At 69.1% G+C, this 24,913-nt stretch carries 23 protein-coding genes and 1 pseudogene; 11 read left to right on the top strand and 13 right to left on the bottom strand.

Going from position 1 to position 24,913, the window contains the following annotated elements; all coding sequences use genetic code 11:
• Positions 1-7: 7 nt before the first annotated feature.
• The 4 genes and pseudogenes from AC1D2E_RS01405 to AC1D2E_RS01420 all read left to right on the top strand — a co-directional run.
• Positions 8-514 (top strand): annotated as a pseudogene (locus tag AC1D2E_RS01405) (amidohydrolase family protein); the annotation flags it as partial.
• 220 nt (positions 515-734) lie between these two features.
• Positions 735-1,640, top strand: a complete 906-nt coding sequence (locus AC1D2E_RS01410) for a helix-turn-helix transcriptional regulator (protein WP_478195816.1) — start codon at positions 735-737, stop codon at positions 1,638-1,640.
• A 14-nt stretch (positions 1,641-1,654) separates the two neighbouring features.
• The gene (locus AC1D2E_RS01415; RefSeq protein WP_478195731.1) at positions 1,655-2,356 is read left to right on the top strand and encodes an orotate phosphoribosyltransferase; all 702 of its coding nucleotides are present in this window, start codon (positions 1,655-1,657) and stop codon (positions 2,354-2,356) included.
• Positions 2,353-2,679, top strand: a complete 327-nt coding sequence (locus AC1D2E_RS01420) for a hypothetical protein (protein WP_478195732.1) — start codon at positions 2,353-2,355, stop codon at positions 2,677-2,679. Before AC1D2E_RS01415 ends, AC1D2E_RS01420 begins: the two co-directional genes overlap by 4 nt.
• Here the strand turns inward: AC1D2E_RS01420 and AC1D2E_RS01425 are convergent.
• On the bottom strand, positions 2,676-3,665 hold the full coding sequence (locus tag AC1D2E_RS01425; RefSeq protein ID WP_478195733.1) for a LysR family transcriptional regulator: 990 nt from the start codon (positions 3,663-3,665) through the stop codon (positions 2,676-2,678). The genes AC1D2E_RS01420 and AC1D2E_RS01425 overlap by 4 nt on opposite strands.
• On the opposite strand from AC1D2E_RS01425, the gene AC1D2E_RS01430 reads away from it, so the two are divergent.
• Genes AC1D2E_RS01430 through AC1D2E_RS01440 form a run of 3 tightly spaced genes read left to right on the top strand, consistent with a single transcriptional unit; the run spans position 3,645 to position 7,585 of the window.
• Positions 3,645-5,123 carry an amidase gene (locus AC1D2E_RS01430; protein ID WP_478195817.1) on the top strand — a complete coding sequence of 493 codons (1,479 nt, stop codon included), beginning with the start codon at positions 3,645-3,647 and terminating at the stop codon, positions 5,121-5,123. The genes AC1D2E_RS01425 and AC1D2E_RS01430 overlap by 21 nt on opposite strands.
• 49 nt (positions 5,124-5,172) lie before the next feature.
• Positions 5,173-6,141, top strand: a complete 969-nt coding sequence (locus tag AC1D2E_RS01435) for a tripartite tricarboxylate transporter substrate-binding protein (protein WP_478195734.1) — start codon at positions 5,173-5,175, stop codon at positions 6,139-6,141.
• Between the two features lie 37 nt (positions 6,142-6,178).
• The gene (locus tag AC1D2E_RS01440) at positions 6,179-7,585 is read left to right on the top strand and encodes an MFS transporter (RefSeq protein ID WP_478195735.1); all 1,407 of its coding nucleotides are present in this window, start codon (positions 6,179-6,181) and stop codon (positions 7,583-7,585) included.
• 21 nt (positions 7,586-7,606) lie between these two features.
• On the opposite strand, the gene ssb is transcribed toward AC1D2E_RS01440, so the two are convergent.
• Entirely contained in the window at positions 7,607-8,122 is a 516-nt protein-coding gene (gene ssb / locus AC1D2E_RS01445; protein ID WP_478195736.1) for a single-stranded DNA-binding protein, read from the bottom strand.
• Between the two features lie 174 nt (positions 8,123-8,296).
• Here ssb and uvrA point away from each other — a divergent pair, with 174 nt between their 5' ends.
• Positions 8,297-11,338, top strand: a complete 3,042-nt coding sequence (gene uvrA, locus AC1D2E_RS01450) for an excinuclease ABC subunit UvrA (RefSeq protein WP_478195737.1) — start codon at positions 8,297-8,299, stop codon at positions 11,336-11,338.
• 171 nt (positions 11,339-11,509) lie between these two features.
• Positions 11,510-11,749, top strand: coding sequence for a F0F1 ATP synthase subunit C (gene atpE / locus AC1D2E_RS01455; protein WP_478173793.1), 240 nt, complete (start codon positions 11,510-11,512; stop codon positions 11,747-11,749).
• 14 nt (positions 11,750-11,763) lie between these two features.
• On the opposite strand, the gene AC1D2E_RS01460 is transcribed toward atpE, so the two are convergent.
• The 8 genes from AC1D2E_RS01460 to gtdA form a co-directional block, all read right to left on the bottom strand.
• Entirely contained in the window at positions 11,764-12,876 is a 1,113-nt protein-coding gene (locus AC1D2E_RS01460; protein WP_478195738.1) for an NADH:flavin oxidoreductase/NADH oxidase, read from the bottom strand.
• On the bottom strand, positions 12,873-13,760 hold the full coding sequence (locus AC1D2E_RS01465; RefSeq protein ID WP_478195739.1) for an acyl-CoA thioesterase: 888 nt from the start codon (positions 13,758-13,760) through the stop codon (positions 12,873-12,875). Before AC1D2E_RS01465 ends, AC1D2E_RS01460 begins: the two co-directional genes overlap by 4 nt.
• Positions 13,761-13,839: 79 nt before the next feature.
• The gene (locus AC1D2E_RS01470; protein ID WP_478195740.1) at positions 13,840-15,186 is read right to left on the bottom strand and encodes an FAD-dependent oxidoreductase; all 1,347 of its coding nucleotides are present in this window, start codon (positions 15,184-15,186) and stop codon (positions 13,840-13,842) included.
• A 12-nt stretch (positions 15,187-15,198) separates the two neighbouring features.
• Entirely contained in the window at positions 15,199-16,179 is a 981-nt protein-coding gene (locus tag AC1D2E_RS01475) for a Bug family tripartite tricarboxylate transporter substrate binding protein (RefSeq protein WP_478195741.1), read from the bottom strand.
• Positions 16,180-16,247: 68 nt separating this feature from the next.
• A complete protein-coding gene (locus tag AC1D2E_RS01480) occupies positions 16,248-17,231 on the bottom strand; it encodes a Bug family tripartite tricarboxylate transporter substrate binding protein (RefSeq protein ID WP_478195742.1) in 984 nt (327 codons plus the stop codon).
• A gap of 41 nt (positions 17,232-17,272) precedes the next feature.
• The gene (locus tag AC1D2E_RS01485; protein WP_478195743.1) at positions 17,273-18,493 is read right to left on the bottom strand and encodes a 3-hydroxybenzoate 6-monooxygenase; all 1,221 of its coding nucleotides are present in this window, start codon (positions 18,491-18,493) and stop codon (positions 17,273-17,275) included.
• Positions 18,494-18,514: 21 nt separating this feature from the next.
• The gene (locus tag AC1D2E_RS01490) at positions 18,515-19,219 is read right to left on the bottom strand and encodes a fumarylacetoacetate hydrolase family protein (protein WP_478195744.1); all 705 of its coding nucleotides are present in this window, start codon (positions 19,217-19,219) and stop codon (positions 18,515-18,517) included.
• Positions 19,220-19,286: 67 nt separating this feature from the next.
• Positions 19,287-20,324 (bottom strand): gentisate 1,2-dioxygenase, encoded by a 1,038-nt coding sequence (gene gtdA / locus AC1D2E_RS01495; RefSeq protein WP_478195745.1) that lies wholly within the window; start codon positions 20,322-20,324, stop codon positions 19,287-19,289.
• A gap of 132 nt (positions 20,325-20,456) precedes the next feature.
• Between gtdA and AC1D2E_RS01500 the strand changes: the two genes are divergently transcribed.
• The gene (locus AC1D2E_RS01500) at positions 20,457-21,371 is read left to right on the top strand and encodes a LysR family transcriptional regulator (protein ID WP_478195746.1); all 915 of its coding nucleotides are present in this window, start codon (positions 20,457-20,459) and stop codon (positions 21,369-21,371) included.
• 44 nt (positions 21,372-21,415) lie between these two features.
• Positions 21,416-21,865, top strand: a complete 450-nt coding sequence (locus AC1D2E_RS01505) for an acyl-CoA thioesterase (protein WP_478195747.1) — start codon at positions 21,416-21,418, stop codon at positions 21,863-21,865.
• Positions 21,866-21,868: 3 nt separating this feature from the next.
• On the opposite strand, the gene AC1D2E_RS01510 is transcribed toward AC1D2E_RS01505, so the two are convergent.
• From AC1D2E_RS01510 to hmgA, 3 genes are all read right to left on the bottom strand, one after another.
• Complete coding sequence (locus tag AC1D2E_RS01510; RefSeq protein WP_478173804.1) at positions 21,869-22,225, bottom strand: DUF1622 domain-containing protein; 357 nt, start codon at positions 22,223-22,225, stop codon at positions 21,869-21,871.
• 81 nt (positions 22,226-22,306) lie between these two features.
• The gene (gene fahA / locus AC1D2E_RS01515) at positions 22,307-23,593 is read right to left on the bottom strand and encodes a fumarylacetoacetase (protein WP_478195748.1); all 1,287 of its coding nucleotides are present in this window, start codon (positions 23,591-23,593) and stop codon (positions 22,307-22,309) included.
• Entirely contained in the window at positions 23,590-24,909 is a 1,320-nt protein-coding gene (gene hmgA / locus AC1D2E_RS01520) for a homogentisate 1,2-dioxygenase (RefSeq protein WP_478195749.1), read from the bottom strand. The genes fahA and hmgA overlap by 4 nt, the downstream gene beginning before the upstream one ends.
• Between the last annotated feature and the right edge of the window lie 4 nt (positions 24,910-24,913).

The raw sequence follows: 24,913 nt of genomic DNA on the forward strand, positions 1-24,913 counted from the left end.
TGCGCACATGATCCAGAGCATCACATTGCGACGCCCCGACGACTGGCACCTTCACCTGCGCGATGGCGAAGTGCTCAAGACCGTGCTGAGGCACACGAGCGCGCAGTTCGCGCGCGCCATCGTGATGCCCAACCTGAAGCCCCCGGTCACGACGACCGCCATGGCGCGTGCCTACCGCGAACGCATCCTCGCCGCCTTGGACCCCGGCGTTCGGTTCACGCCGTTGATGACGGCCTATCTTTGCGACGACACTCCGGCCGACGAACTGCGGCGCGACTTCGACGAAGGCGTCTTCACCGCGGCCAAGCTGTACCCGGCGGGCGCCACCACGCACGCCGAGTTCGGCGTCACGTCCACGGCCAAGGTGGTCAAGGCCCTGGAAGCCATGCAGGCGATCGGAATGCCTGTGCTCGTTCATGGCGAAAGCACCGACCCCGAGGTGGATGTGTTCGATCGCGAAGCGGTCTTCATCGACACGACGCTGCGGCCCTTGCTGAGGGACTTCCCTGCCCTGCCGCCCAACGAAGGCACCGTCACCCTGCAGAGGTCCGGCTTCCAGGTGCCGGCGGACATCGCCCTGCCCGGTAGGGGGGGCACGATCCACCCCTTCCTGGGCGCAGCAGGCTTGCCATGGACGATCGTGCGACACCGCGCAGCATAGGACACCTCGCATGCTGTTCGATTCACTGGTTTCGCCTATAGTCTCTTTTTCGATCCAAAATGTGGAAAACGAGATGAAAGCCGCGAGCCAGACATTCAAATCATCGATCGACTACGTGGCCCTGGGCAACCGCCTGCGCGCTTACCGGATTGGCGCCTCGCTGCTCGCGGAAGACGTGGCCGAGCGGCTCGGCGTCTCGCGCGCGGTGATCTATCGCCTCGAAAAGGGCGAGATCGTCAAGATCGAAACCCTGGAGCGGCTCGCGCATCTGCTCAACACCTCCGTCGCCTCGCTGCTGGGCGTGGAGGTCGAGTACTACCCGACGGCATTGGGGCTCTTCGAACGCATGCGCCAACTCGAAGAATCATCCGATCGCATCCTGGCGCATTTCGAGCCCATCTCGCTGCTCCTGACATCCGACGCGTACCTGCCGCTGCTGCGTGAAATGCTGGCAGAGGCGTCGCCCAAAGGCGCGGGAAAAGGCCCGAGTTCGGCCGACATCGACAAGATGCTCGAGATCATGCAGGAGCGACGCGCATTCTTCCAGCGCCGGCGACCCCACATCGTCAGCCTCATTGGCCTGCGTGAACTGGAGCGGTTCGTGGACACGGGTCTGGTCGGACGCGTCGATCTTCCCGAGACGCTTCGGGCCGCTCGGCGACTGGCGGCACGCCGCGAGGTCGAGCGGATTGCCAGCCTCATGGAAAGCGAGCCGATCGACGTCCAGATCGGCCTGATCGATGACGCCATGCCCGCATCGACGTTCCAGGTGTTCTCGGGACGTGAAAGCACCGTTCTGGCCGTCAGCCCCTTCCGGCTCGGCGAGCTTCCCAACGTCAGGAACGGCATTGCCACCGTGACCGCATCGCCGGAAGCCGTGCGGATGTACGAAACCATGATCGGCAGGCTCTGGAAGGCTGCCTACAAGGGCAAGTCGGGCGCCCAGCATCTGCGCAAGCTGCTCGAACGAATTCACTAGATCTCATTGGAGCGATGTTGACCCCCCGAATTCCAAACAAGCTGGCCCGAAGCGTCGCCGGGAAACTGATCGACGCCGGGTGTGTCAGCGTCCGCACCGACGAGCCCTTCCGGCTCCCCTCCGGCTGGGCCAGCCCGGTCTACATGGACTGTCGCCGACTGATTTCCTTTCCTGCGTTTCGACGCGAATTGGTCGGCCACGCTGTCGAACTGCTGAAGGCTCGCGGCTGCCTCGAGGGCCTGGCCTCGGTGGTCGGCGCGGAGTCGAGCGGGATTGCCCTGGCGGCGTGGATCGCCGAGGCTTTGGACCTGCCGCTCGCGTACGTCCGCAAGCGGCCGGCAGGCAAGAGCCAGATCGAGGGCGTGATCCGTCCCGGCGACAAGGTGCTGCTGATCGACGACCTGATGGCGGCCGGACATTCGAAGACGGGGTTCTGCAGTGCGCTGGCCTCGGTCGGGGCGCAGGTGGCGGATGTCTTCGTGATCTTCGACTATGGGTGCTTTCCGACCGGGCCCTTGCTGGCGTCGTTCGGCATCGAGGTCCATGCCTTGGCCACCTGGCGCGACGTGCTGCGCGCCGCCGAAGAACGAGGAAATCTTGAATTGATCCGTGAGCTGCAGGAATTTCTCAACAATCCGCCGGCGTGGTCGCAAGCGCATGGCGGTCGGGGCGCAGATTCACGAGCTCAGAACGCGTTGAAGGAGAGCAAGCAATGAATTTCAAGGATATCGCCGAGCGTTTCGAGCGCGCAGAGTCGGGCACCGACGCCTTCAAGGTCTTCTACAAGGACGCCTTCGAGCTGATGAAGAGCGACCCCGAGAACGCAGCGCTGTATTTCGTCGTGGCCGTGGCCGGGCAATCGTACGTGCGAACCTACGAGGACCAGGGCGTGACGGCCGAATTCGCCGACGAGGCCAAGKCCACGCTCGCGGCCTTCAATGCCAAGCTGATCCGCGCCCTGGCGTCGGAGCCGGCCATTCGACTGCGCCTGCTGGGCGAGGTCGCGACCGACTACGAGTGGAACATCGCCAGCTACTAGCTGCCGATGGCCGCGACGGACCGGATTGCCGGCTCTCGCAAGGACGCGCGCGCACAGGCCAGGAACGGGTCGATCAGCGGACTGTCCCAATCGCTGCGCCAGCATGCCGCGATGTCCATCCTTGCATCGACGTCGCGCAAGGGCCTGAACACCACGCCGGGAGGCCGGCCGATCTGGGCGCAGGCGGGCAGGATCGCCACGCCCTTGCCTGCCAGGACAAGCGCCAAGGCCGAGACCATCGTCTCGACCCGTTGCGCGATCGGCATGCTGACATCGTGCCGCCGCAGCATCGACGCGACGACCGATTTGTCGACATCGCCCTCGGGCACGGGCAGCCCGATGCGCGCGAGACCCGACAGGCGCGCCAACGGAATGCTGGCCAGTCGCGCCAGCGGTGAATCGGTGCGCACCGCAAGCATCAACGGCTGGCTGCCGATGCGCTCGACCGCAATGCCCTCCTGCGCGATGGGAGGAATGCAGATCGCCACCGACACGTCCGAGTCGACGAGGGCCGAGACATTGTTGACGGCGTTCAGCTCCACATACTGGATCTCCACCTCCGGCAACCGGAGCCGCAGCTCGTTTTCCAGCCGCGGCAACACCAGGTAGGACAGCACGATCATCGTGCCGACGGTGAGCCGGCCCCGGCGGCCCGAGCCGACGGCGCGCGCCGCGTCGAAGCCTTCGTTGGCCAGAAGCAATGCCTCTTTCGCGCGGCGGAACAGCGCGTTGCCCGCATCGGTGATTTCCATGCCGTGCGCCGCCCTGCGAAACAGCGGCGTGCCCACCGCCGCCTCCAGGTTCTTGATGTGAACCGACAGCGGCGGCTGTGCCATGTTGAGCCGGCGCGCGGCCTTGCCGACGCTGCGCTCCTCGGCGACGGCCACGAAATAGCGAAGGGTTCGGAGGTCGGGTGTAGCCATACGCTGTGCATATGCCTTTTCAAGAAAACAGTATTGGACGCCATGTTGCGGGGCATCAATCATTTGCGCATGAAAGAATTTCCCGTCCTTCCCAGGTCCGAGATCTGCGAGATGCCTGCAACGACCCTGCGCATGCGGGTCGCGCAACGCGAGCTCTCGCCGGTGGAGATCGTGGAAGAGGTGCTGCGCCGCGCCGATGCGCTGCAGCCGCACCTGAACTGCTTCATCACGCTGTGCCATGAGCAGGCCCTGCAACAGGCCAGGGAAGCCGAACAGGCGCTGATGCGCGGCGAGGCCCCGGGCCTGCTGCATGGCCTGCCCTTCACGGTGAAGGACATCGTCGACACCGCCAACGTGCGGACCACCTACGGCTCCCTGCTGCACCGCGACCACGTGCCCACGAAGGACGCGTTGGCCGTGGCGCGCATGCGCGAGGCCGGCGCCATCCTCATCGGCAAGACCACCTCGTCCGAATTCGGCGCCAAGTGCATGACCGATGCGCCGCTGTTCGGAAGCACCCGCAACGCGTGGAGCGCGTCGCGCACGAGCGGCGGCTCCAGCGGCGGTGCGGCATCGTCCATGGCGGCGGGCATCGCGCCGCTTGCCATTGCGACCGACGGTGGCGGCTCGACGCGAATTCCCGCCGCGTGCAACGGCGTGGTCGGCCTGAAGCAGAGCCTGGGCGTGGTGCCCCACAGCCAGGTGCAGGATGCGTTCGGCAACTACACCTACGTGACGCCCACCACGCGCAACGTGGCCGACACGGCACTGATGCTGCAGGCCATGACCGGCGCGCATGGGTCGGACCCCTGGTCGCTGGGTGTGCCGGCCCAGCGCTACTTCGACGACCTGCAAGCCGGCGGCGACCTCCGCGGCAAGCGCATCCTCTTCCGCGCCGCGCCCGCAGGGCGGCCGATCGCCGCGGACGTTGCATCCGCCTTCGCGGCCGCTCTCGCAACCCTGGCGTCGATGGGTGCCGAGCTGCAGCCGATGTCCGGCGAAGGCTTCGACGTCGAGCCCGTGTGGCGCGTGATCAACCACACCAGCTGGCGCGGCCGCTTCGCCCCCTTGGCCGCGGCGCACGGCGACCAGATGAGCCCGTCGCTGCTGCAGCAGCTGGCGCTGGCCGAGCATGTGGACGGCGTTGCATTCCAGCAAGCCATGTTCGCGCGGACCGTGTTGTTTCGCGACATCCAGGCGCGGCTGGAGACGCACGACTTCATCTTCACGCCCACCCTTTCGCGCACGGCCCTGCCGATCGACCAGGACCTGTTCGGCAGCATCGAGATCGACGGCAGGGAATATGCCGAAGTGCGCGCGAACTGGTTCCCCTGGACCATGCCGTTCAACCTCACCGGCCACCCCGCCATCAGCCTGCCCTGCGGCGCGGACCGCGACGGCCTGCCCATCGGCATGCAGCTCGTCGGCCGCTTCCGCGAAGACGCGCAACTGCTGCAGGCCGCCGCTTCATTCGAAGCCGCGCACCGGCCGGCGAACCCGCTGCCCGTCGTGGCCTTCTGAGTTCGTCGCCTTCTTCTCTTTCAATTCTTTCAACTCCCAGGGAGCCTCCATGACCTCGTTCCTGAAGACACTCGTGCTCGGCGCGTCGATCGCGCTGGCCGGCGCCGCCGCGCACGCCGACAACGCGCCGATCCGCCTCGTCATCGGTTTTCCGGCGGGCGGCGCGCTCGACAACCTGGCGCGTTCAATGGCCGAAGAACTGCGCGGCTCGCTCAAGGAGCCCGTTCTGGTGGAGAACCGCCCCGGTGCATCCACGCGCATCGCCATCGAGGCCGTGAAGACCGCGCGGCCCGACGGCCGCACCATCCTCATCGGCGCGACGCCGCCCTTCGTGCTGTTTCCGATGACCTATGCGCGGCTGAACTACGACGTCGACAAGGACTTCATTGCCGTCGCGCACCTGGCCAGCGTGCCCAGCGTCGTCTCCGCCGGCGCGGACCAGCCGTACAAGACGATTCCCGAATACGTGGCGTGGATCAGGAAGAACCCCGCTCGAGGCAGCGTGGGCATGACCAACCTCGGCGGCGGCCTGCACTTCAGCGTGCTGCAACTGTCGAAGGCCATCGGCGTGCCGCTCACGGCCGTCACCTACCGAGGCGGCGCGCCGCTGGCGACGGACATCATCGGCGACCACGTGCCGATCGGCACCGACGCACTGGCCAGTCAGCTGGAGCTGCACCGCTCGGGCAAGCTGCGCATCCTGGGCGTCGCAGGGACGAAGCGGCTGAGTTGGCTGCCCGATGTTCCGACCCTCAAGGAGGCCGGCTACGACGCCTTCGACCGCGCCAACGCGTCCTATGCCGCCTTCGTGCCGGCGGGCACGCCGAAGGACGTTGTCGCGAAGCTGGAGACAGCCTTCCTGGCCGCGGCGCGCAGCCCGCAAGTGCGCGGCCAGCTCGACCGCGTGGGGCTCGATGCGACCGGGCTGCCCGGCGCCGAAGTGACGCGCATCATGAATGAAGACCGCGAGTATTGGCGCCCCATCGTCAAGGCTTCGGGCTTCAAGAGCGAAGATTGAAGCGGTGACGGGGGACGAAGAAAGGGCCGGATGGGCGGTGCTCGTTGTCGCCAGCCTGGGTGCGGCGCTGTGCTTCCTGAACCTCAGCGCGCTCAATGTGGCGCTGCCCGCGGTTGCGCGCAGCTTGCAGGCTTCGCCATCGCAGGCGAGCTGGATCCTGCTGTCCTACATGCTGGTCAGTACCGTCTGCATCCTGAGCTTCGGAAGGCTGGCCGATCTGTGGGGGCGGCGGCAACTCTTCCTCGCGGGCTTGGGCCTCTTCGTGATCGCATGCGCGGCCTGTGCGGTCGCGACCAGCGTCGGCGCGATGCTGGTCTTTCGCGTCTGCCAGGCCGTGGGTGCGGCCGGCATCATGGCCAACTCGAGCGCATTGGTCGGCGATGCGTTCGGCCGCCACAGGGTGGGCCTCGCGCTCGGCGTGCTCGCCATGGTGGCCGCCCTGGCGCAGGTCGCGGGGCCGCTGGCCGGCGGCTTCGTCGTGTCGTGGTGGGGCTGGCGCGTTCTCTTCATGCTGAACGTCCCGATCGGGCTTTGCGTGCTCGCTGGCTCGTGGCTGCTGCTGCCGAAGAGCGCGGCGGCCAAGGCCGAGTGTTTCGACCTGGCCGGCGCCGTGCTGTCGCTCGCCGGGATCGGCGGCGTGACCTATGCGCTCACGATGGCGGGGACACGCGGCTGGACCAGCACCCCCGTGTGGGCCTTCATGCTCGCCGGTCTTTGCGCCATCCTCGTGTTCGCCGGCGTGCAACAGCGCGTGGCGAGCCCCTTGGTCGACCCGGCGCTGTTCAGGGATCCGAGGCGTCGCATCGCCTACGCAGGCATCCTGCTGCTGTCGATGTCGCAGGCCGCGCCCCTGCTGCTCGTGGCGCTGTATCTCCAGGCCTGCGCGGGCCTGGCACCCTCGGAGGCAGGCCTGCGCATCGCGCCGGTCGCGCTGGGAATGTTGATGGCCGCTCCGGCGGCCGGCAGCCTGATGCGGCGCGTCGCGCCCGACGTCATCTGTGTCGGAGGCATGCTGCTCGCCGGCGGCGCGCTGGCGCTGTTGGCGGCCGTGCTGCAACCGGCCATCGGTGCCGGGCAACTGGCCCTCTGCCTGTGGATGCTGGGCCTGGGCATCGGGAGCTTCGTGACACCGAACAACGCGTCGATTCTCCAGAGCGTGGTGCCCCAACGCCGGGGTATTGCGAACGGCGTCCGCTCGACGCTGCAGAACACCGGGATCATGGCGGGAACGGCGCTCACTTTGAGCGTGGCGCTGGCCAATCTGCCCTACAGCTCGCAGCGCATGATTCTTGGAAATGGCGGTTCAGGCCTCTCGGGCTTCGATGTCGCCGCATTCACTCAGGGTGCAAGAGCTGCTTTCGCAATGCTCGCTTCCCTTTGCTTTGTGGGTGCGGCCCTGATTGCGAAGAACTGCCGCACGCCCGAGGTGGGACAACCCGTCTGAGGCGGGCGGCTTTCGAACGGGTCAGAACGGAATGTCGTCGTCCATGTCGTCGAAGCCCGACGACGACTTGGCCGGTGCCTGGCGCGGAGCCGGTGCCGGCGCGCGGGGCGCCGCGGCGGGCGGACGCGAATAGCCACCGCCGCCACCACCACCCTGCGAGTAGCCGCCGTCGTCGTCCCCGCCCGACGGACCGCCCTGGCCCTGGCGGCTGCCGAGCATCTGCATCTGGTCGACGCGGATGTCGGTGGCGTATTTCTCGACGCCGTCCTTGTCGTTGTACTTGCGGGTGCGGATCTGGCCTTCGACGTAGATCTGCGAGCCCTTGCGCAGGTACTGCGCGGCGATTTCGGCCAGCCGGCCGTTGAACACCAGGCGATGCCACTCGGTGGCCTCGCGCATCTCGCCGCTCTGCTTGTCCTTCCACTTGTCGGTGGTGGCCAGGGTCACGTTGCAGACCTGGTCGCCGCTGGGAAAGGTGCGGGTTTCGGGATCGCGTCCCAGATTGCCGACGAGGATGACTTTGTTGACCGATGCCATATGCACTGCCCCTGATGAATGGATGAAGGAGAAGGAAAACCGGAGATTGTGCCGCATGAGCGAGGCCGGAGGCCCGCCCCGGAACCATCCGCACCGGAAACGGGAGGAAACCGCCCCCAGGCTCGGAAACTGCCCAGGACTTATCATGTCCGGTTGTCCAAAATCGACTGCCCCGTGAAATTCCCCCCCGAAGACGTCTACCTCGGCGCCGTGCTGGCGCAGCAGCGCATCAGCATCCGCGGCGCACGCACGCACAACCTCAAGAACGTCGATCTGGACATCCCGCGGAACAAGCTGGTGGTGATCACCGGCCTGTCGGGCTCGGGCAAGTCGAGCCTGGCCTTCGACACGCTCTATGCCGAGGGCCAGCGCCGCTACGTCGAGAGCCTGTCGGCCTATGCGCGGCAGTTCCTGCAGCTGATGGACAAGCCGGACGTCGACATGATCGAGGGCCTGTCGCCGGCGATCAGCATCGAACAGAAGGCGACCAGCCACAACCCGCGCTCCACCGTGGGCACGGTGACCGAGATCCACGACTACCTGCGCCTGCTGTACGCCCGCGCCGGCACGCCCTACTGCCCCGAACACCACCTGCCGCTGCAGGCGCAGACCGTGTCGCAGATGGTGGATGCCGTACTGGCGATTCCGGACGAGCCGCGCCTGATGATCCTGGCGCCGGTGGCGCGCGAGAAGAAGGGCGAGTTCCTGGAGCTGTTCGCCGAGATGCAGGCCCAGGGCTACATCCGCTTCCGGGTCGACGGCCAGACCTATGAGTACAACGACCTGCCCAAGCTCAAGAAGACCGAGAAGCACGACATCGACGTCGTGATCGACCGCCTGCGCGCGCGCCCCGACATGCAGCAGCGCCTGGCCGAGAGCTTCGAGGCCGCGCTGCGGCTGGCCGACGGCCGCGCGATCGCGCTCGAGATGGAGGCGCCCGCGGCCGAAGGCAGCGCGCCCGCCGCGCTGCAGGAACACCTGTTCAACGCCAAGTTCGCCTGCCCGATCTGCCACTACTCGCTGGCCGAGCTCGAGCCGCGGCTGTTCTCGTTCAATTCGCCCGTCGGCGCCTGCCCGAGCTGCGATGGCCTCGGGCACCGCGAGTTCTTCGATCCGGCGCGGGTGGTCGCCTTCCCGTCGCTGAGCCTCGCGAGCGGCGCCGTCAAGGGCTGGGACCGGCGCAACGGCTACTACTTCAGCATGCTGGAGAGCGTGGCCAAGCACTACAAGTTCGACGTCGACAAGCCCTTCGAGGAACTGCCCGCCTCGGTCCAGCAGACCGTGCTGCACGGCTCGGCGCAGGAAGAGATCAAGTTCAGCTACGTGATGGACAGCGGCCAGCAGGCCGGCAAGAAGCTGGTGCGCAAGCACCCCTTCGAAGGAATCATCCCGAACATGGCGCGGCGCTACCGCGAGACCGACTCGACGATGGTGCGCGAGGACCTCTCGCGCTTTCGCAACATGCAGCCCTGCCCCGACTGCGAAGGCTCGCGCCTGCGGCCCGAGGCGCGCAACGTGTTCCTGGTCGACGAATCCGGGCCCGAGCCGAAGCGCATGGCGATCTACGAGGTCAGCCGCGCCACGCTGCGCGACAGCCTGGCCTACTTCCAGCAGCTGCAGCTGCGCGGCGCCAAGGCCGAGATCGCCGACAAGGTGGTGCGCGAGATCGGCCTCAGGCTCAAGTTCCTCAACGACGTCGGCCTCAACTACCTGAGCCTGGACCGCAGCGCCGAGACGCTGTCGGGCGGCGAGGCGCAGCGCATCCGGCTGGCCTCGCAGATCGGCTCCGGCCTGACGGGCGTGATGTACGTGCTCGACGAGCCCAGCATCGGCCTGCACCAGCGCGACAACGACCGCCTGATCGGCACGCTGCGCCACCTGCGCGACATCGGCAACAGCGTGATCGTGGTCGAGCACGACGAGGACATGATCCACGCGGCCGACCACGTGATCGACATGGGGCCGGGCGCCGGCGTCCACGGCGGCCGAGTGATGGCGCAGGGCAGCTACGCCGACGTCGCGGCCCACCCGGACTCGCTGACCGGCCAGTACCTGTCAGGCGCCAGGAAGATCGCCGTGCCCCAGCGCCGTACGCCGTGGCTGCCGGTGGTGGCGACCGCGGCCTTCCACGGAGGCAAGAAGCCCCCGCGCTTTCCGCCCAGCCCGGCGGCCGAGCGGCGCGCCGCGCGCGAGGCCGCGCACCTGGCCTCGCAGAGCGACCTGCAGGAAATCCGCGTCATCGGCGCCACCGGCAACAACCTCCAGGAAGTGAGCGTGGCCTTCCCGGTCGGCCTGCTGACCTGCGTGACCGGCGTCTCGGGCTCGGGCAAATCGACGCTGGTCAACGACACGCTCTACAGCGCGGTCGCGCGCACGCTCTACCGCGCCCATGAAGAGCCGGCCGCGCACGTGGGCGTAGAGGGCATCGAATATTTCGACAAGGTGATCAACGTCGACCAGTCGCCGATCGGCCGCACACCGCGCAGCAACCCGGCCACCTACACGGGTCTCTTCACGCCGATCCGCGAGCTGATGGCCGAGACCAACACCGCGCGCGAGCGCGGCTACGGACCGGGCCGCTTCAGCTTCAACGTCGCGGGCGGCCGCTGCGAGGCCTGCCAGGGCGACGGCGTGGTCAAGGTCGAGATGCACTTCCTGCCCGACGTCTACGTGCCCTGCGAGGTCTGCCACGGCCAGCGCTACAACCGCGAGACGCTCGAGGTGCTCTACAAGGGCCGCAACATCGCGCAGATCCTCGACATGACGGTCGAGACCGCGCACGACTTCCTGAAGGCGGTGCCGACCATCGAGCGCAAGCTGCGCACCCTGCTCGACGTCGGCCTCTCCTACATCAAGCTGGGCCAGTCGGCGACCACACTGTCGGGCGGTGAAGCGCAAAGAGTCAAGCTCGCGCTCGAGCTCAGCAAGCGCGACACCGGCCGCACGCTCTACATCCTCGACGAGCCGACCACCGGGCTGCACTTCGCCGACATCGAACTGCTGCTCAAGGTGCTGCACCAGCTGCGCGATGCCGGCAACACGATCGTGGTGATCGAGCACAACCTCGACGTCATCAAGACCGCCGACTGGGTGATCGACATGGGCCCCGAGGGGGGCGCCGGCGGCGGCACCGTGGTGGGCGTGGGCACGCCGGAGAACATCGCCGCCAACGAGGCCAGCCACACCGGGCGCTACCTCAAGCGCTTGCTGGGCTGAGGCTCGCGCCCAAGCAGCGCCGCGCCGGGTCGGCGACGCGTGCGGCGCCGGCGCCATGACCTGCAAGGTCATCGACGCCGCGCAGGCGCCGCGCGACATTGGAGGCCAGCCGGAACCAGGGTGGTGCCGGCAGCCACCAGGCCGACCCTCCAAGGCCAACGAAAGCGCATCATGACCGGCTTCGACATTCTCCCCCTCGCAGTGGCCCTCCTCATCGGCATCGCCGCCGTGGGTTCGTGCATCGGCATCGGCATCGTGGGTGCGAAGCTGCTGGAGGGCACGGCGCGGCAACCCGAGCTCAAGGACACGCTGCAGACGCTGTTCTTCCTGATCGCCGGCGTCACCGACAGCGCCTTCATCATCGCCACCGGCATCGGCCTCTGGTTCGCGACCGCCAACCCGTTCAGGTAGCGGCTGCGGCGCAGTCAGCGCTGTCCGATGCGGGCGTCCCCGAACAAGGCCTTCAGCTCGCGCGGCTGCGAGCGCCAGTACTGCGGCGGGGCCTCGACCTGGGCCCCGAGCTCGGCGGCGGCGCGCCAGGGCCAGTGGGGCTCGAACAGGATCGCGCGGGCCAGCGCCACCAGATCGGACTGGCCGGCCGCGACGATCGCTTCGGCCTGTTGCGGCTCGGTGACCAGTCCGACCGCGACGGTCGGCATGCCGACGGCGCGCTTGATCTGCTCGGCCAGCGGCACCTGGTAGCCGGGGCCGACCGGGATCTTCTGCTGCGGCGAGACGCCGCCCGACGAGACATGGATGAAGCTGCAGCCGCGCTGCTCGAGCCCCCGGGCGAAGGCGATGCTCTGGTCGACGTCCCAGCCGCCCTCGACCCAGTCGGTGGCCGAGATGCGGACCCCGACCGGCATGCGCTGCGGCACGGCGGCGCGCACGGCCTCGAAGACCTCGAGCGGAAAGCGCATGCGCTGGTCGAGGGAGCCGCCGAAATCGTCCTCGCGGCGATTCGCGATCGGCGACAGGAACTGGTGCAGCAGGTAGCCGTGCGCCGCGTGCAGCTCGATGGCATCGAGCCCGAGCGCATCGGCGCGCTGCGCCGCCCGCACGAAAGCCGCCTTGACGCGCGCCAGGCCGTCGGCATCGAGCGCCATGGGCGGGGGCTCGCCGGGCGCGTGCGGCAGGGCCGAAGGCGCGACCGTCTGCCAGGCGCCCTGCGCCGGCGCCAGGCACTGGCCGCCGTCCCACGGCACATGGCTGGACGCCTTGCGCCCCGCGTGGCCGAGCTGGATCGCGACCGGGATGCGCGAATGCCGCCGGATGGCCGCCAGCACCCGCGCCAGCGCCGCCTGGTTGTCGTCGCTGTAGAGGCCGAGGTCGCCGAGCGTGATGCGCCCGAGGGCCTCGACCGCGGTCGCCTCGATGATCAGCAGCCCGGCGCCCGACAGCGCGAGCTGCCCCAGATGGATCAGGTGCCAGTCGAGCGCATTGCCGTCCGCGGCCGAGTACTGGCACATCGGCGCGATCACGATGCGGTTGCGCAGCGCCAGCGGGCCGAGCGCGAAGGGCGAGAACAGAGAACTCATGCGCTTTCAGGGCGCCGCACCCGCAGCATGCCCTCCTGGGCGGTCGAAGCGACCAGCCGGCCGTCGCGCGCGAAGATGCTGCCACGGCACAAGCCGCGGGCGCCGCTCGCGCTCGGCGAATCGAGGCTGTAGAGCAGCCAGTCGTCGAGCCGGAAGTCGCGATGGAACCACATCGCATGGTCGAGGCTGGCGGGACGCACCTGGCCGCTCATGAAGCTCAGGCCGTGAGGCCGCATCGCGGCGCCGAGCAGGCCGTGGTCGGAGGCATAGGCCAGCAGCGCGCGATGCACGTTGGGGTCGTCGGGCAGCGCGGCGATGGCGCGCATCCAGAGCGTGCTCTCGGCCGGCCTCGCCTCGGGCGCCAGCAGGTCGTCGGGGTCGACCCGGCGGTACTCCAGGCCGTGCGGCGCCAGGCCCTTGACGCGCCAGCGCGCGGGCAGGCGCTCGCCCATCGCGAGCCGCTGGTCGAGTTCGCTCGCCAGGCCCTGCGGGCCGGCCGCGGCGGGCATCGGCAGCTGGTGCTCGATGCCGTCGTCGACGGTCTGGAACGAGGCCGACATCTCGAAGATGATGCGCTCGCCCTGGCGCGCCACCACATGGCGGGTGGTGAAGCTGCGGCCGTCGCGCACGCGGTCGACCGCATACTCGATCGGCGCATGCTCGCCGGGCAGCAGGAAGTAGGCGTGCATCGAATGGGCCGGCCGGTCGGCTTCGACCGTGCGGCTGGCGGCCATCAGGGCCTGGCCGAGCACCTGGCCGCCGAAGACGGCGGGGGTGCCGATGTCCTCGCTCTGGGCCAGGAAGCGGTCGTTGCCCAGGGGTTCGAGGCGCATCAGCTCGACCAGGTCGGCGACGACGCGGGCGGCGGTGGAAGGATCAATCATCGGGGAGGCCGGAAAATGGGAGCCTGCCACGATAGCAAAGACCCGGCCGCCGCGCTGTCCCGCGACTGTCAGCCGATGTTCAGCGGTCCAGGTCGGCGCCGTCGGCCGCCAGCTTGCGCTGCAGCGCCGGCACCTCGACCTCGGCGAAGCGGCCGGCGCCCAATGCCGCCGCGGCCGTGCCCGCGGCCTGCCCCATCACGAAGCAGCCGCCGCTGGCGCGCGCGGCCGACTGGCCCTCGTGGGTCATCGAGGCGCAGCGGCCGGCCACCAGCAGGTTGTCGACCGCGCGCGGCACCAGCATGCGCCAGGGCAGCTGGTTGAAGGTGCGCCGCTGGTCGCGCGGAAAGGCCCACTCGATCCGGCCGGCCGCGTGCATCTCCATCGGCCAGGCGTTGATGCCGATGCTGTCGTCGAAGCGCGCCGACGACAGGATGTCTTCGCCGGACAGGGCGTACAGCCCCTCGATGCGCCGGGTCTCGCGGATCCCGACCTGGGGCGCGATCTCGACGATGGCCGACTGCTCGAAGCCCGGCACCTCGGCCTTGAGAAAACGGAAGAACTCGCCGATCTGGCGCCGACCCTCGACCTCGCCGTCGCTGAGCTGGCGGGCATCGACGCCGTTCATCGCGCCGCCTTCGGCATTGCGGATCTGCGTCACGTTGGCGCGCCATTCGCGCGGGTCGATCTGCGGGCGCAGGATGGCGCCCTCGCGCGGAAAGCGGTAGGCGTTCGGGTCGCGTTCGCGCGCCTGCTGCATCAGGTCGTTGATGGCCTYGAATTCGCCGACCGCCGCCAGCGCGCGCGCCGCCTCGACATGGCCGACGCGGAACATGGTCGAGGGAAACAGACCGCTGCCCTGGCCATCGCCGACCGCGAAGGGCACGCCGGCGAAGGCCGCGACATCGGCATCGCCGCTGCCGTCGACGAAGGCATTGGCGCGGATCGCCTGGCGGCCCGACTTGGTCTCGACCACCAGCGCCGCGATCCGATCGCCCTCCATCACGACGGCCGCGGCCAGCGCATGGAACAAGAGGTGCACGCCGGCGTCCAGCAGCAGCTGGTCGGCCGCGCACTTGTAGATCGAGGTGTCGTAGGAGCGCACGCGGATGCGGCCCTGCAGGCCATCCTGCGGCTGGTTGAGGCCGCCCAGGGCATCGATGCGCGCCAGCAGTTCGTCGGCCACGCCATGCACCAGCTGCGTCATCTGGCCGTCGCGCTTGCCGTAGAGGCCGGCGAAATTGGTCACGCCGCCGGCGGTGCCCATGCCGCCGAGGAAGCCGTAGCGCTCCACCAGCAGCGTGCGGGCGCCGTGGCGCGCCGCGCTCACCGCGGCCGCGATGCCGGCCGGCCCGCCGCCGACCACCACGACGTCGTAGTCGCCGAAGACCGGCAGGTCGCGCGCAGGTTCGCGAAGGACGTCGTTCATTTTGCTGGGGGGTTACTGAAGCTTGATTCCGTTGGTGGAAATGATCTTGGTCATGATCGCGGCTTCTTCCTTCACCCGCGTGCGCATGCCGTCGGGCGAGGTGCCGACCGCCTGCCAGCCCTGCTCGAACAGCTTCTGGCGCACCTCGGCCGACTTCATGATGATCGCCAGCTCCTTCGTGATGCGGTCCTGCGCCGTCTTCGACAGGTTGGCCGGGCCGACCAGCGCGGTCCATACCTCGAGGTTGAAATCGCGCACGCCGGCATCCGACAGCGCCGGCACATCGGGCGCCAGCGTGCTGCGGCCGCTGGTCAAGCCGACCGCCTTGACCTTGCCGGCCTTGACCTGGGGCAGCGCCACGCCGGGCGGGATCAGCGCCATCTGGATCTGGTTGCCAATCAGGTCGGTCATGACCTGCGGATTGCCCTGGTAGGGCACGTGCTCGGCCTTCAGGCCCGGCACCCGGCTCTTGAGCAGTTCCATGCCCAGGTGGCCGACCGAGCCGACACCGACCGATCCGTAGCTCCACTTGTCGCCGCCCTTGCGCGCGGCGTCGAAGAAGGCGGCGCCGGTGGGCAGGCTGCTCTGGCTCACCAGCACCAGCGGCGCAGTGGCGATCAGCGACAGGTAAGTGAAGTCCTTGCCCGGGTCGTAGGGCAGCTTCGGGTACAGCATCTTCGACGAGGTCAGGTTGCCGTTGATGACGATGCCCAGCGTGTGGTCGTCGGTCGCCTTGGCCACCTGGTCGGCCGCGATGTTGCCCGAGGCGCCCGGCTTGTTGTCGACCACCACCGGCTGGCCGAGGGCCTTGGCCAATGGCTCGGCGATGGTGCGCGCCGCGATGTCGGGGGTCGAGCCGCCCGGGAAACCGACGATCAGCCGGATCGGCTTGGTCGGCCAGGCCGCGCCCTGCGCCGAGGCGGCGAACGGCAGGGCTCCGGCGGCGAAACCGCAGGCGGCAGCGATCAGGAGGGCTCTCTTGGAGGGATGCATGGAAACTCGGTTGGGGGAAATTGGGAAACGAAGGATAGCCCCCTCTTGTAGCCAGACGTCATCAGACCTCATTCGAGGCTGATGTTCCCGCGCTTCACGAGCTCGCCGTAGATCCTCGACTTCGCCTCGGCGTTGCGCTCGATCTCTTCCGGCGACCAGGCCAGCGGCTCGAAGGCGAAGGTGTCGAAGCGGGCCCGGATCTCGGGGTCGGCGATGACCTTGGCGACGTCCACATTGATCTTCATGCGGATCGCCGCCGGCACGCCCTTCGGCGTCAGCAGCGAAACGAAGGAGTTGACGTCCAGCCCGGCCGGCCCGCCGGCCTCGGCCATGGTCGGCACGTCGGGCATCTGCGGGATGCGCTTCGGCGCCGCGATCGCGATGTAGCGCAGCTTGCCGGCCTTGTAGATGCCCTGGCTCGACGGCAGGCTGGCGAAGCTCCAGGCCACCTCGCCCGAGCCGACGTTGGCGAACAGCTGCGAGACCTCGCGGTAGGGCACGTGCTGCATGTGGGTGCCGGTCAGCGCCTCGAGTTGCTGGGCGCCCAGGTGGCCGGGGCTGCCGACGCCCCACGAGCCATAGCTGACCTGGCCGGGCTTGTCCTTGGCGGCGGCGACCAGGTCGCTCATGGTCTTCCACTTGGAGTCGGTCGGCACGGCGACGAAGAAGGGGGTGCGGAACAGCGAGGCCACCGGGTCGAAATGCTGCAGCGTCACGAAATTGCGCGACTTGTAGAGGTGCGGCAGCGCGGCGATGTGCTCGCTGTCGAGCTGCAGCAGCGTGTAGCCGTCGGGCGCGGCGCGGCGCGCCTGCTCGATCGCGATGAAGCCGCCGCCGCCGGGCTTGTTGTCGACCAGCACGCGCTGGTTCCAGAGCCGGCCGAGCTTGTCCGAGATCAGCCGCAGCACCGCGTCGGGGCCGCTGCCGGCCGCGAAGGGCGTGACGATGGTCACGGGCTTGCTCGGGAAGTCCGCGGCCGGCGCCTGGGCCGCCGCGGTGGTGGAAAGCAGGGCCGTGGCGCTGGCGGCGAGCAGCGAGAGGAGGGACTTCATGCGGCTTGTCTCTGGTTGGGAATGAAAGGTCGGGATTTGTATCAGGTTGCTGCGGCGCGCGCGTCGTCCAGGCAGTGCGCCGGGTTCCAGCCATAGAGCCACTCGACCGCATCGTAGAAGCGCTCGGGCGTGCGGCCGACCCAGAGGCTGTTGCGCACCAGGCGCTCGACGCCGCTGGCGTGGTAGAGGCGGCCCATCTCGCGCACCGACAGCACCACGCGCGCGGTGCGCGCGACCCGGGCCGCGGCATAGAGCCGGAAGGCAGCGGCCAGGTCGAAGTCGCAGGCCTCGACCGCGGCGCCGAGCGTCACCGCATCCTCGAGCGCCATGCAGGCGCCCTGCGCCAGGTACTGCATCATCGGATGGGCGGCGTCGCCGAGCAGCGTGGCCCGGCCCTCGCTCCAGGTCGCGACCGGCTCGCGGTCGGCGGTGCTCCAGCGGCGCCAGGAGGTGGGCCGGTCGAGCAGTTGCCGCGGGCGCGCATGCACGCCCTCGAAATAGGACATCACCTCTTCCTTGCTGCCTTCGCCGACGCCCCACGCCTCGCGTTCTCGGCTGTGGAAGGTGACGACCAGGTTGTATTGCTCGCCCTGGCGCAGCGGGTAGTGGACCAGGTGGCAGTTGGGACCGGCCCAGACCACGGGCGCGTTCCAGCGCAGGTCCTCCGGCATGTCGGCCGCCGGCACCACGGCGCGGTAGACCACGTGGCCCGAGACCCGCGGCGCGTCGCCGATGAGCCGGGCGCGCACCACCGACTTGACGCCGTCGCAGCCGACGATGCCGTCGGCGCTGAAGCGCCGGCCGTCGCGCGTCACGGCGGTCACGCCGCGCTCGCCCAGCTCCAGCGCCTCGACCTGCGCCGAGGTGTGGAAGCGGATCAGCGGCTGCTGCTTCACGGCGTCGTGGATGGCGCCGTGCAGGTCGGCCCGATGGCTGACCGCGTACGGGTTGCCGAAGCGCGCCCGGAAGGCCTCGCCGACCGGCACCGAGGCGACCTCGCGGCAATCGACCGCGTCCATCATCACCAGCCGGTCGGTGAAGACCGAGCCGCCCCGCACCGCCTCGCCGACGCCGAGCGCATCGAGCGCCGCGAAGGCGTTGGGCCCCAGCTGCAGGCCGGCGCCGATCTCGCCGATGGTGGCGCTCTGCTCCAGCAGGTCGACGCCGATGCCCAGCCGCGCCAGCGCCAGCGCCGTGGCCAGGCCGCCGATGCCGCCGCCGACCAGCAGCACGGAGGGTTTGCTTCCGGATGTCAGGCTCATGAGGGTCCCCTTCGAGAAAAGTCAGTCGACGCGCACCGAGATCGGCTCCAGGCCGTCGATGCGCACGTTCAGGGTCTGCCCGCGCTGCACCGCGCCGACGCCCTCGGGCGTGCCGGTGAAGATCAGGTCGCCGGGCTGCAGCGCGAACAAGGTCGACAGATTGGCGATGACCTCGCTGACCGACCAGATCAGGTTGCGGATGTCGCTCTTCTGGCGCACTTCGCCGTCGACCTCGAGCGTGATCGCCCCGGCCGTCATCTCGCCCATTGCGGCGCGCGGGCGCAGCACGCCCACCGGGGCCGAGAAGTCGAAGGCCTTGCCGATCTCCCACGGCCGGCCCTGCTCGCGCATCTTCATCTGCAGGTCGCGGCGCGTCATGTCGAGGCCGGCCGCGTAGCCGTAGATGTGGCGCACCGCGTCCTCGACCGCGATGTCGCGGCCACCCTCGCCGATCGCCACCACCAGCTCGGCCTCGTAGTGGTAGTTGACGGTCTGGGCCGGATAGGGAATGGCCACGGCACGGCCGGCGGGCACCGGCACCACCGAGGCGTCGTCGTTCGGCTTGCAGAAGAAGAAGGGCGGCTCGCGGTCGGGGTCGAAGCCCATCTCGCGCGCATGCGCCGCGTAGTTGCGGCCGACGCAGTAGACGCGGCGCACCGGGAACAGCTCGGCGGTGCCGGCGACGGGAAGCCCGACGATGGCCGGGGGAGGAAGGACGAAGGACATGGAGGCTCCTGCCGCGCGCTGCGGCCATGGGGATCGAGAAACGGCTGCGCGCGGCAGCCGGAGGAAATCAGGCGTTGTCGAGGAAGGCTTCGCGCAGCACGCCCATCGCCTGCTGCACCGGCCGGTCGGAGAAGCTGAACAGCACCACTTCGTCGGAGGCTGCGAGGCGCAGCGGCGCCCAGGAGGGCACGACGAAGGTGTCGCGCGGCCCGAAGGCGAAGCGCTGGCCGCCGATCTCGGCGCTGCCATGGCCCTCGACCACGCTGTAGACCGCGCCGTCGGTGGCGCGGTGCGTCTTGCCGGCAAAGCCTGCGGGCAGCAGCTGCAGGTTCGTCGCGATGGTCGGCATCGGCGAGCCGCCGGTCAGCGGGTTGATGTAGCGCAGCTTGTGGCCCAGCCAGGCGTCGGGCGCCTCCTGCTTCTGCAGCTGTGCCAGGGCCTCGCGGCTGCGCGCATAGGGGTAGTTGAAGATCGGCGAGGTCGGCGCGGTGTGGTCGTGGCGCACCGGCACCATGTTGTGGCCGAAGCGGGCCAGGCTGTGGCCTTCGGGCCGCACCACCTGCTGCATGCGGGCGTCGTCGTTCTCGGCGAAGCCGGCGTCGAAGAAGCGGATCATCGGGATGTCGAGGCCGTCGAGCCAGACCACCGGCTCGCTCACGCCCGCGATGCCCTCGTTGCCGTGGTCGTGCCAGGCCCACGAGGGCGTGATGATGAAGTCGCCCGGGTACATCGTGGTTCGCTCGCCGGCGACCGTGGTGTAGGCCCCCTTGCCGTCGACGATGAAGCGCAGCGCCGACTGCACGTGGCGGTGCGAGGGCGCCACCTCGCCCGGCATGATCAGCTGCAGCCCGGCATAAAGCGACTGCGTGATCGACGAGCGGCCCGGGATCGCCGGGTTCTCGAGCACCAGCACGCGGCGCACGGCCTCCTCGGCGGTGATCAGCTCGGCCGATTCCATCAGCAGCGGCCGGATCTCGTCGTAGCGCCAGAGCGCCGGCACGCAGGGCGTCTGCGGCTCGCGCGGCACCAATGCGTGCAGCGACTCCCACAGCGGGGTCAGGTTCAGCGGGCGGATGCGCTCGTAGTAGGCGCGGCGTTCGTTCATGGGGCGTTGTCTCCTGGCGTCGGGCGCCGAGGCACGGATTGTTGGGCGCGACCACTATTTGTTCAAGACTTCTACTCAATACTTGGAATACTGTTTTTGGATAATGGTGGCTTTCCACCGACCCGAATCCCCATGTCCAAGCTCGACCTCGAATGGCTCTCGGTCTTCGACGAGGTCTACAAGACCGGCAGCGTCTCGAAGGCGGCCGACCGCCTGGGCATGGCGCAGGCGGCGGCCAGCACCATGCTCAACAAGCTGCGCGCGCATTTCGACGACCGGCTTTTCGTGCGCACCGCCCAGGGCATGCAGCCCACGCCCTACGCGCAGCGGCTCAGCGGCCATGTGCGCGAGGTGCTGGCCCAGCTCGACCAGGCGCGCGGCAGCCGCGCCGGCTTCGCGCCGTCCGAGGCGCGGCGCAGCTTCCGCATCTGCATGACCGACATCAGCGAAGTGGTGCTGCTGCCGGGCCTGCTCGACCACCTGCGGCGCGAGGCGCCGGGCGTGCACCTCGAGACCGAGATCATCTCGACCGACAGCGGCCGCCGGCTGGAGGATGGCGAGGTCGACCTGGCGGTCGGCTTCATGCCGCAGCTGGACGCCGGCTTCTACCAGCAGACGCTCTTCTTGCAGAACTTCGTCTGCCTGGCGGCGCAGAACCATCCGCGCATCGGCGCCCGGCTCACGCGCCGCCGCTTCGAGGCCGAGGCGCACGCCGTGATCTCCTCCTCGGGCACCGGCCACGCGATCGTCGACAAGACCATCGCCCGCCTCGGGCTGGAGCGCAACGTGGTGGTTCGGCTGTCCAGCTTCCTGAGCGTGGCGCGGATCGTGGCCCACACCGAGCTGATCGTGATCGTGCCGCGGATCCTCGGCGAGGTGCTGGCGACGCAGGAGCGGGTGAGGCTGCTGGAGCCGCCCTTCGCGCTGCCCTCGTACGCGGTCAAGCAGCACTGGCACGAGCGCTTCCACGCCGACGCCGGCAACATGTGGCTGCGGCGCACCGTGGCGCAGCTGTTCGCCCCACGAAACGCCGCGGCGCTCGCATAATCGGCGCGGGCGCCCCCTCGATCCACTCCTCGCCCAGGCCCCCTATGTCGTCTATCACCCTGCGCTTCCTGGCCGAACCCAGCACCGTCAACTTCGGCGGCAAGGTCCACGGCGGCACCGTCATGAAATGGATCGACGAAGCCGGCTACGCCTGCGCGACCAGCTGGTCCAAGCGCTACTGCGTCACGGTCTTCATCGGCAGCATCCGCTTCCATCGCCCGATCATGATCGGCGACCTGGTCGAGGTCGAGGCCCGCCTCGCCTACACCGGCAACAGCAGCATGAACATCTCGGTCGAGGTGCGCAGCGGCGACATGAAGGGCGGAGAGATGCACAAGACCACCGAGTGCCTGGTGGTCTTCGTCTCGGTCGATTCGCACGGCCGGACGCTGCCGGTCGACAGCTTCACGCCCGGCACGCCGGGCGAGATGGCGCTGGCCGAGCGGGCCCGGGCGCATCTCGAGGCGGCCCGGGCGGCGGCGGCCGCAAGCTAGCGCTCACCGAGCCGCAGGCTCCTGCGCGATGCGCCGCGCCAGCTCGATGTCCCGCCCGAGGAAGAAGCCGAGCACCGTGCGGATCGCGGCAATGGCGCCGAGCTTGCCGATGTCGTCCCAGTTGGGCGACACCGCGGTGGCGATCAGGTCGGCCGCCAGCATGAACTCAAGCCCCAGCAGCAACCAGCGCGAGAGCCCCTGCCAGACCTCGAGCGTGACGGCGGACACCGGCCGCCGCGCGAACAGGCCTGTGCCCAAGCCCCAGAGCGCCGCCACGGTGCCGAAGGCGAGCAGCAGCAAGGTGATGAACTGGAGCGTCTGCGACAGACGTTCGGCAAGGAGCTGAAGCGCTTGTTCCATGAGAGGGCCTTCGGTTTCGGCCCATGGTGCCTGCTGCGCGGCGCAGTTCGCAATTGCCCTTTGGTGAGGGGTCGGGCCGGATCAGCCCGCCGCGAGCACCGTCCCGCTGACCTCGCCCAGCCCGATCCGCACAGCACCCGGGCGCTCGCAATACCCGCGCAGGCTCAGCGTGTCGCCGTCCTCGAGGAAGGTGCGGCGCTCGCCGTTGGGCAGCGTGATCGGGTTTTTGCCGCCCAGCGTCAGTTCGAGCAGCGAGCCGGCTTCGTCGGGCTTCGGGCCCGACAGCGTGCCGGAGCCGAGCAGATCGCCGGGCTGCAGATTGCAGCCGTTCACCGTGTGGTGCGTGAGCAGCTGCGCCGCGGTCCAGTAGGCGGCCTCGGCGGTGTTGCCGCGCGTGAGCCGCACCGCGGGCTCGCCGGCTTCGCGCATCTTCGCGGTCTGGAGCCAGACCTCGAGCGTGATGTCGAGCGCGCCGCGCTCGCGGTTGGCCGGCGAGTCCAGGTAGGGCAGCGGCTGCGGATCGCCGGCGGGGCGCTCGAACTTCGCGCGGAACGGCGCCAGCGCCTCCATGGTGACGATCCACGGCGACAGCGTGGAGGCGAAGTTCTTCGCCAGGAACGGGCCGAGCGGCTGGTATTCCCAGGCCTGCAGGTCGCGCGCCGACCAGTCGTTGAGCAGCGTGACGCCGAACAGGTGCGACTCGGCGTCGGCGATCGCGATCGGCTCGCCGAGCGCGTTGCCCCGGCCGATGAGGAAACCGAGTTCCAGCTCGTAGTCCAGCCGCTTCGAGGGCCCGAAGCTGGGCGCCTCGGCCGGATCGGAGCCCGGCGCCTTCGTCTGCCCCTGCGGCCGCTTGAAGCGCTGGCCGCTGACCGCGATCGAGGAGGCCCGGCCGTGGTAGCCGATCGGCACCCACTTGTAGTTGGGCATCAGCGGCTGGTCGGGACGGAACAGCTTGCCGACCGTGGTCGCATGGTGGATGCCGGTGTAGAAGTCGGTGTAGTCGCCGATGCGGCAAGGCACCGCCAGTTCGACCGCCGACTGCGGGCTCAGGGCCTTGGCCCATGCGGCCTGCTTCGGGCTACCTTCGCGCAGGCCTTCGGAAAGCATGCGGCGCAGCGCCTGCCTCTCGGCCACGCCCTGGGCCATCAGCAGGTTCATGTCGTCCGTGTCGACCAGCCCAGCCGCCTTCAGGTCGAGCACCTGGTCGCCGATCGCGACGCCGATGCGGAAGGCCTCGCTGCTGCCGGCCGCACGGAAGCGGCCGAACGGCAGGTTCTGGATCGGGAAGTCGCAGCCGGCCGCGTTGGCCGAGGCGACCCAGCTGCGCAGCTTTGGATCGTGGGTGGCGTCGAGTGTGTGGGTCATGGCTTGAATTGGTCCTTGAGGCCGGCCCAGCAGTCGGCGTAGTTGTCGTCGAGCGCGGGACTTTGCAGCGCGTACCCGGTCGGGACGAACCGGAAGCGGCTCTCGAACATGAAGGCCAGCGTGTTGTCGAGCTTCTGCGGCGCCAGGTTCGCATGGCTCGCCTTGTCGAAGGCTTCCTCGTCGGGGCCGTGCGGCACCATGCAGTTGTGCAGGCTGGCGCCGCCCGGCTTGAAGCCGCCGGGCTTGGCGTCGTATTCGCCGTAGACCAGGCCCATGAATTCGCTCATGAGATTGCGGTGGTACCACGGCGGCCTGAAGGTGTCCTCCATCACCAGCCAGCGCGGCGGGAAGATCACGAAGTCGCAGTTGGCGGTGCCGGGCGTGTCCGAGGGCGAGGTCAGCACCGTGAAGATCGACGGATCGGGATGGTCGAAGCTGATCGAGCCGATGGTCATGAAGTGGGCGGTGTCGTACTTCACCGGCGCCAGGTTGCCGTGCCAGGCGACCACGTTGAAGGGCGAATGCCGGGTCGGCGCCGACCAGAAGCGGCCGCCCGACTTCTTGACCAGCTCGTAGGCCACGCTGGCGTCCTGGAAAGCCGCCACCGGGGCCTGGAAGTCGCGCGCGTTGGCCAGGCCGTTAGAGCCGATCGGGCCCAGCTCGGGCAACCGGAACTGGGCGCCGTAGTTCTCGCAGACATAGCCGCGCGAGGGCCCCGCGCCAGCCTCCGAATCCGGCAGCTCGACCTTGAACACCACGCCGCGCGGCAACAAGGCGATCTCGCCGGGCCTGACGTCGAGCACGCCCATCTCGGTGGTGATCACCAGGCGGCCCTGCTGCGGCACCACCAGCATCTCGCCGTCGGCATTGACGAAGGCGCGGCGCTCCATCGAGCGGCTCGCGAGGTAGACCAGGGCGCCGATGCCGGTCTGCGCCTCGGCGTCGCCGTTGGCCGCCAGCGTGTGCATGCCGTCGATGAAATCGACCTCGTCGCCGCCGAAGGGGATCGGCGCCCAGCGCAGGGGCTCGGGCGGCAGCGCGATCTCGCGGTCGGCGCCGGTCGTCCAGTGCGCCTGGGGATAGGCCTGGTAGCGGCCGGCCACCACCGAAGGCTGGCGACGGTACAGCCAGCTGCGCCGGTTCTGGTGCCGCGGCGCCGTGAAGGCGGTGCCCGAGATCAGCTCCGGGTAGAGGTCGAAGGGCGCGCGCTGCGGGCTGTTGCGGCCCTGCGGCAGGGCGCCGGCGACGGCTTCGGTGGCGTATTCGTTGCCGATGCCGGCCTGGTAGCGGCGCTCGGCCGTGGATGCGATCGTCATGATG

This window comes from Variovorax sp. P1_H2 (genome assembly GCF_056405295.1).

Bases quoted from the DNA above. Each gene is read 5' to 3' on its own strand.
- AC1D2E_RS01410 (WP_478195816.1), top strand. From the start codon at position 735: ATGAAAGCCGCGAGCCAGACATTCAAATCATCGATCGACTACGTGGCC.
- AC1D2E_RS01415 (WP_478195731.1), top strand. From the start codon at position 1,655: ATGTTGACCCCCCGAATTCCAAACAAGCTGGCCCGAAGCGTCGCCGGG.
- AC1D2E_RS01430 (WP_478195817.1), top strand. From the start codon at position 3,645: ATGTTGCGGGGCATCAATCATTTGCGCATGAAAGAATTTCCCGTCCTT.
- AC1D2E_RS01425 (WP_478195733.1), bottom strand. From the start codon at position 3,665: ATGATTGATGCCCCGCAACATGGCGTCCAATACTGTTTTCTTGAAAAG.
- AC1D2E_RS01435 (WP_478195734.1), top strand. From the start codon at position 5,173: ATGACCTCGTTCCTGAAGACACTCGTGCTCGGCGCGTCGATCGCGCTG.
- ssb (WP_478195736.1), bottom strand. From the start codon at position 8,122: ATGGCATCGGTCAACAAAGTCATCCTCGTCGGCAATCTGGGACGCGAT.
- atpE (WP_478173793.1), top strand. From the start codon at position 11,510: ATGACCGGCTTCGACATTCTCCCCCTCGCAGTGGCCCTCCTCATCGGC.
- AC1D2E_RS01460 (WP_478195738.1), bottom strand. From the start codon at position 12,876: ATGAGTTCTCTGTTCTCGCCCTTCGCGCTCGGCCCGCTGGCGCTGCGC.
- AC1D2E_RS01465 (WP_478195739.1), bottom strand. From the start codon at position 13,760: ATGATTGATCCTTCCACCGCCGCCCGCGTCGTCGCCGACCTGGTCGAG.
- AC1D2E_RS01475 (WP_478195741.1), bottom strand. From the start codon at position 16,179: ATGCATCCCTCCAAGAGAGCCCTCCTGATCGCTGCCGCCTGCGGTTTC.
- AC1D2E_RS01480 (WP_478195742.1), bottom strand. From the start codon at position 17,231: ATGAAGTCCCTCCTCTCGCTGCTCGCCGCCAGCGCCACGGCCCTGCTT.
- AC1D2E_RS01485 (WP_478195743.1), bottom strand. From the start codon at position 18,493: ATGAGCCTGACATCCGGAAGCAAACCCTCCGTGCTGCTGGTCGGCGGC.
- AC1D2E_RS01490 (WP_478195744.1), bottom strand. From the start codon at position 19,219: ATGTCCTTCGTCCTTCCTCCCCCGGCCATCGTCGGGCTTCCCGTCGCC.
- gtdA (WP_478195745.1), bottom strand. From the start codon at position 20,324: ATGAACGAACGCCGCGCCTACTACGAGCGCATCCGCCCGCTGAACCTG.
- AC1D2E_RS01500 (WP_478195746.1), top strand. From the start codon at position 20,457: ATGTCCAAGCTCGACCTCGAATGGCTCTCGGTCTTCGACGAGGTCTAC.
- AC1D2E_RS01505 (WP_478195747.1), top strand. From the start codon at position 21,416: ATGTCGTCTATCACCCTGCGCTTCCTGGCCGAACCCAGCACCGTCAAC.
- AC1D2E_RS01510 (WP_478173804.1), bottom strand. From the start codon at position 22,225: ATGGAACAAGCGCTTCAGCTCCTTGCCGAACGTCTGTCGCAGACGCTC.
- fahA (WP_478195748.1), bottom strand. From the start codon at position 23,593: ATGACCCACACACTCGACGCCACCCACGATCCAAAGCTGCGCAGCTGG.
- hmgA (WP_478195749.1), bottom strand. From the start codon at position 24,909: ATGACGATCGCATCCACGGCCGAGCGCCGCTACCAGGCCGGCATCGGC.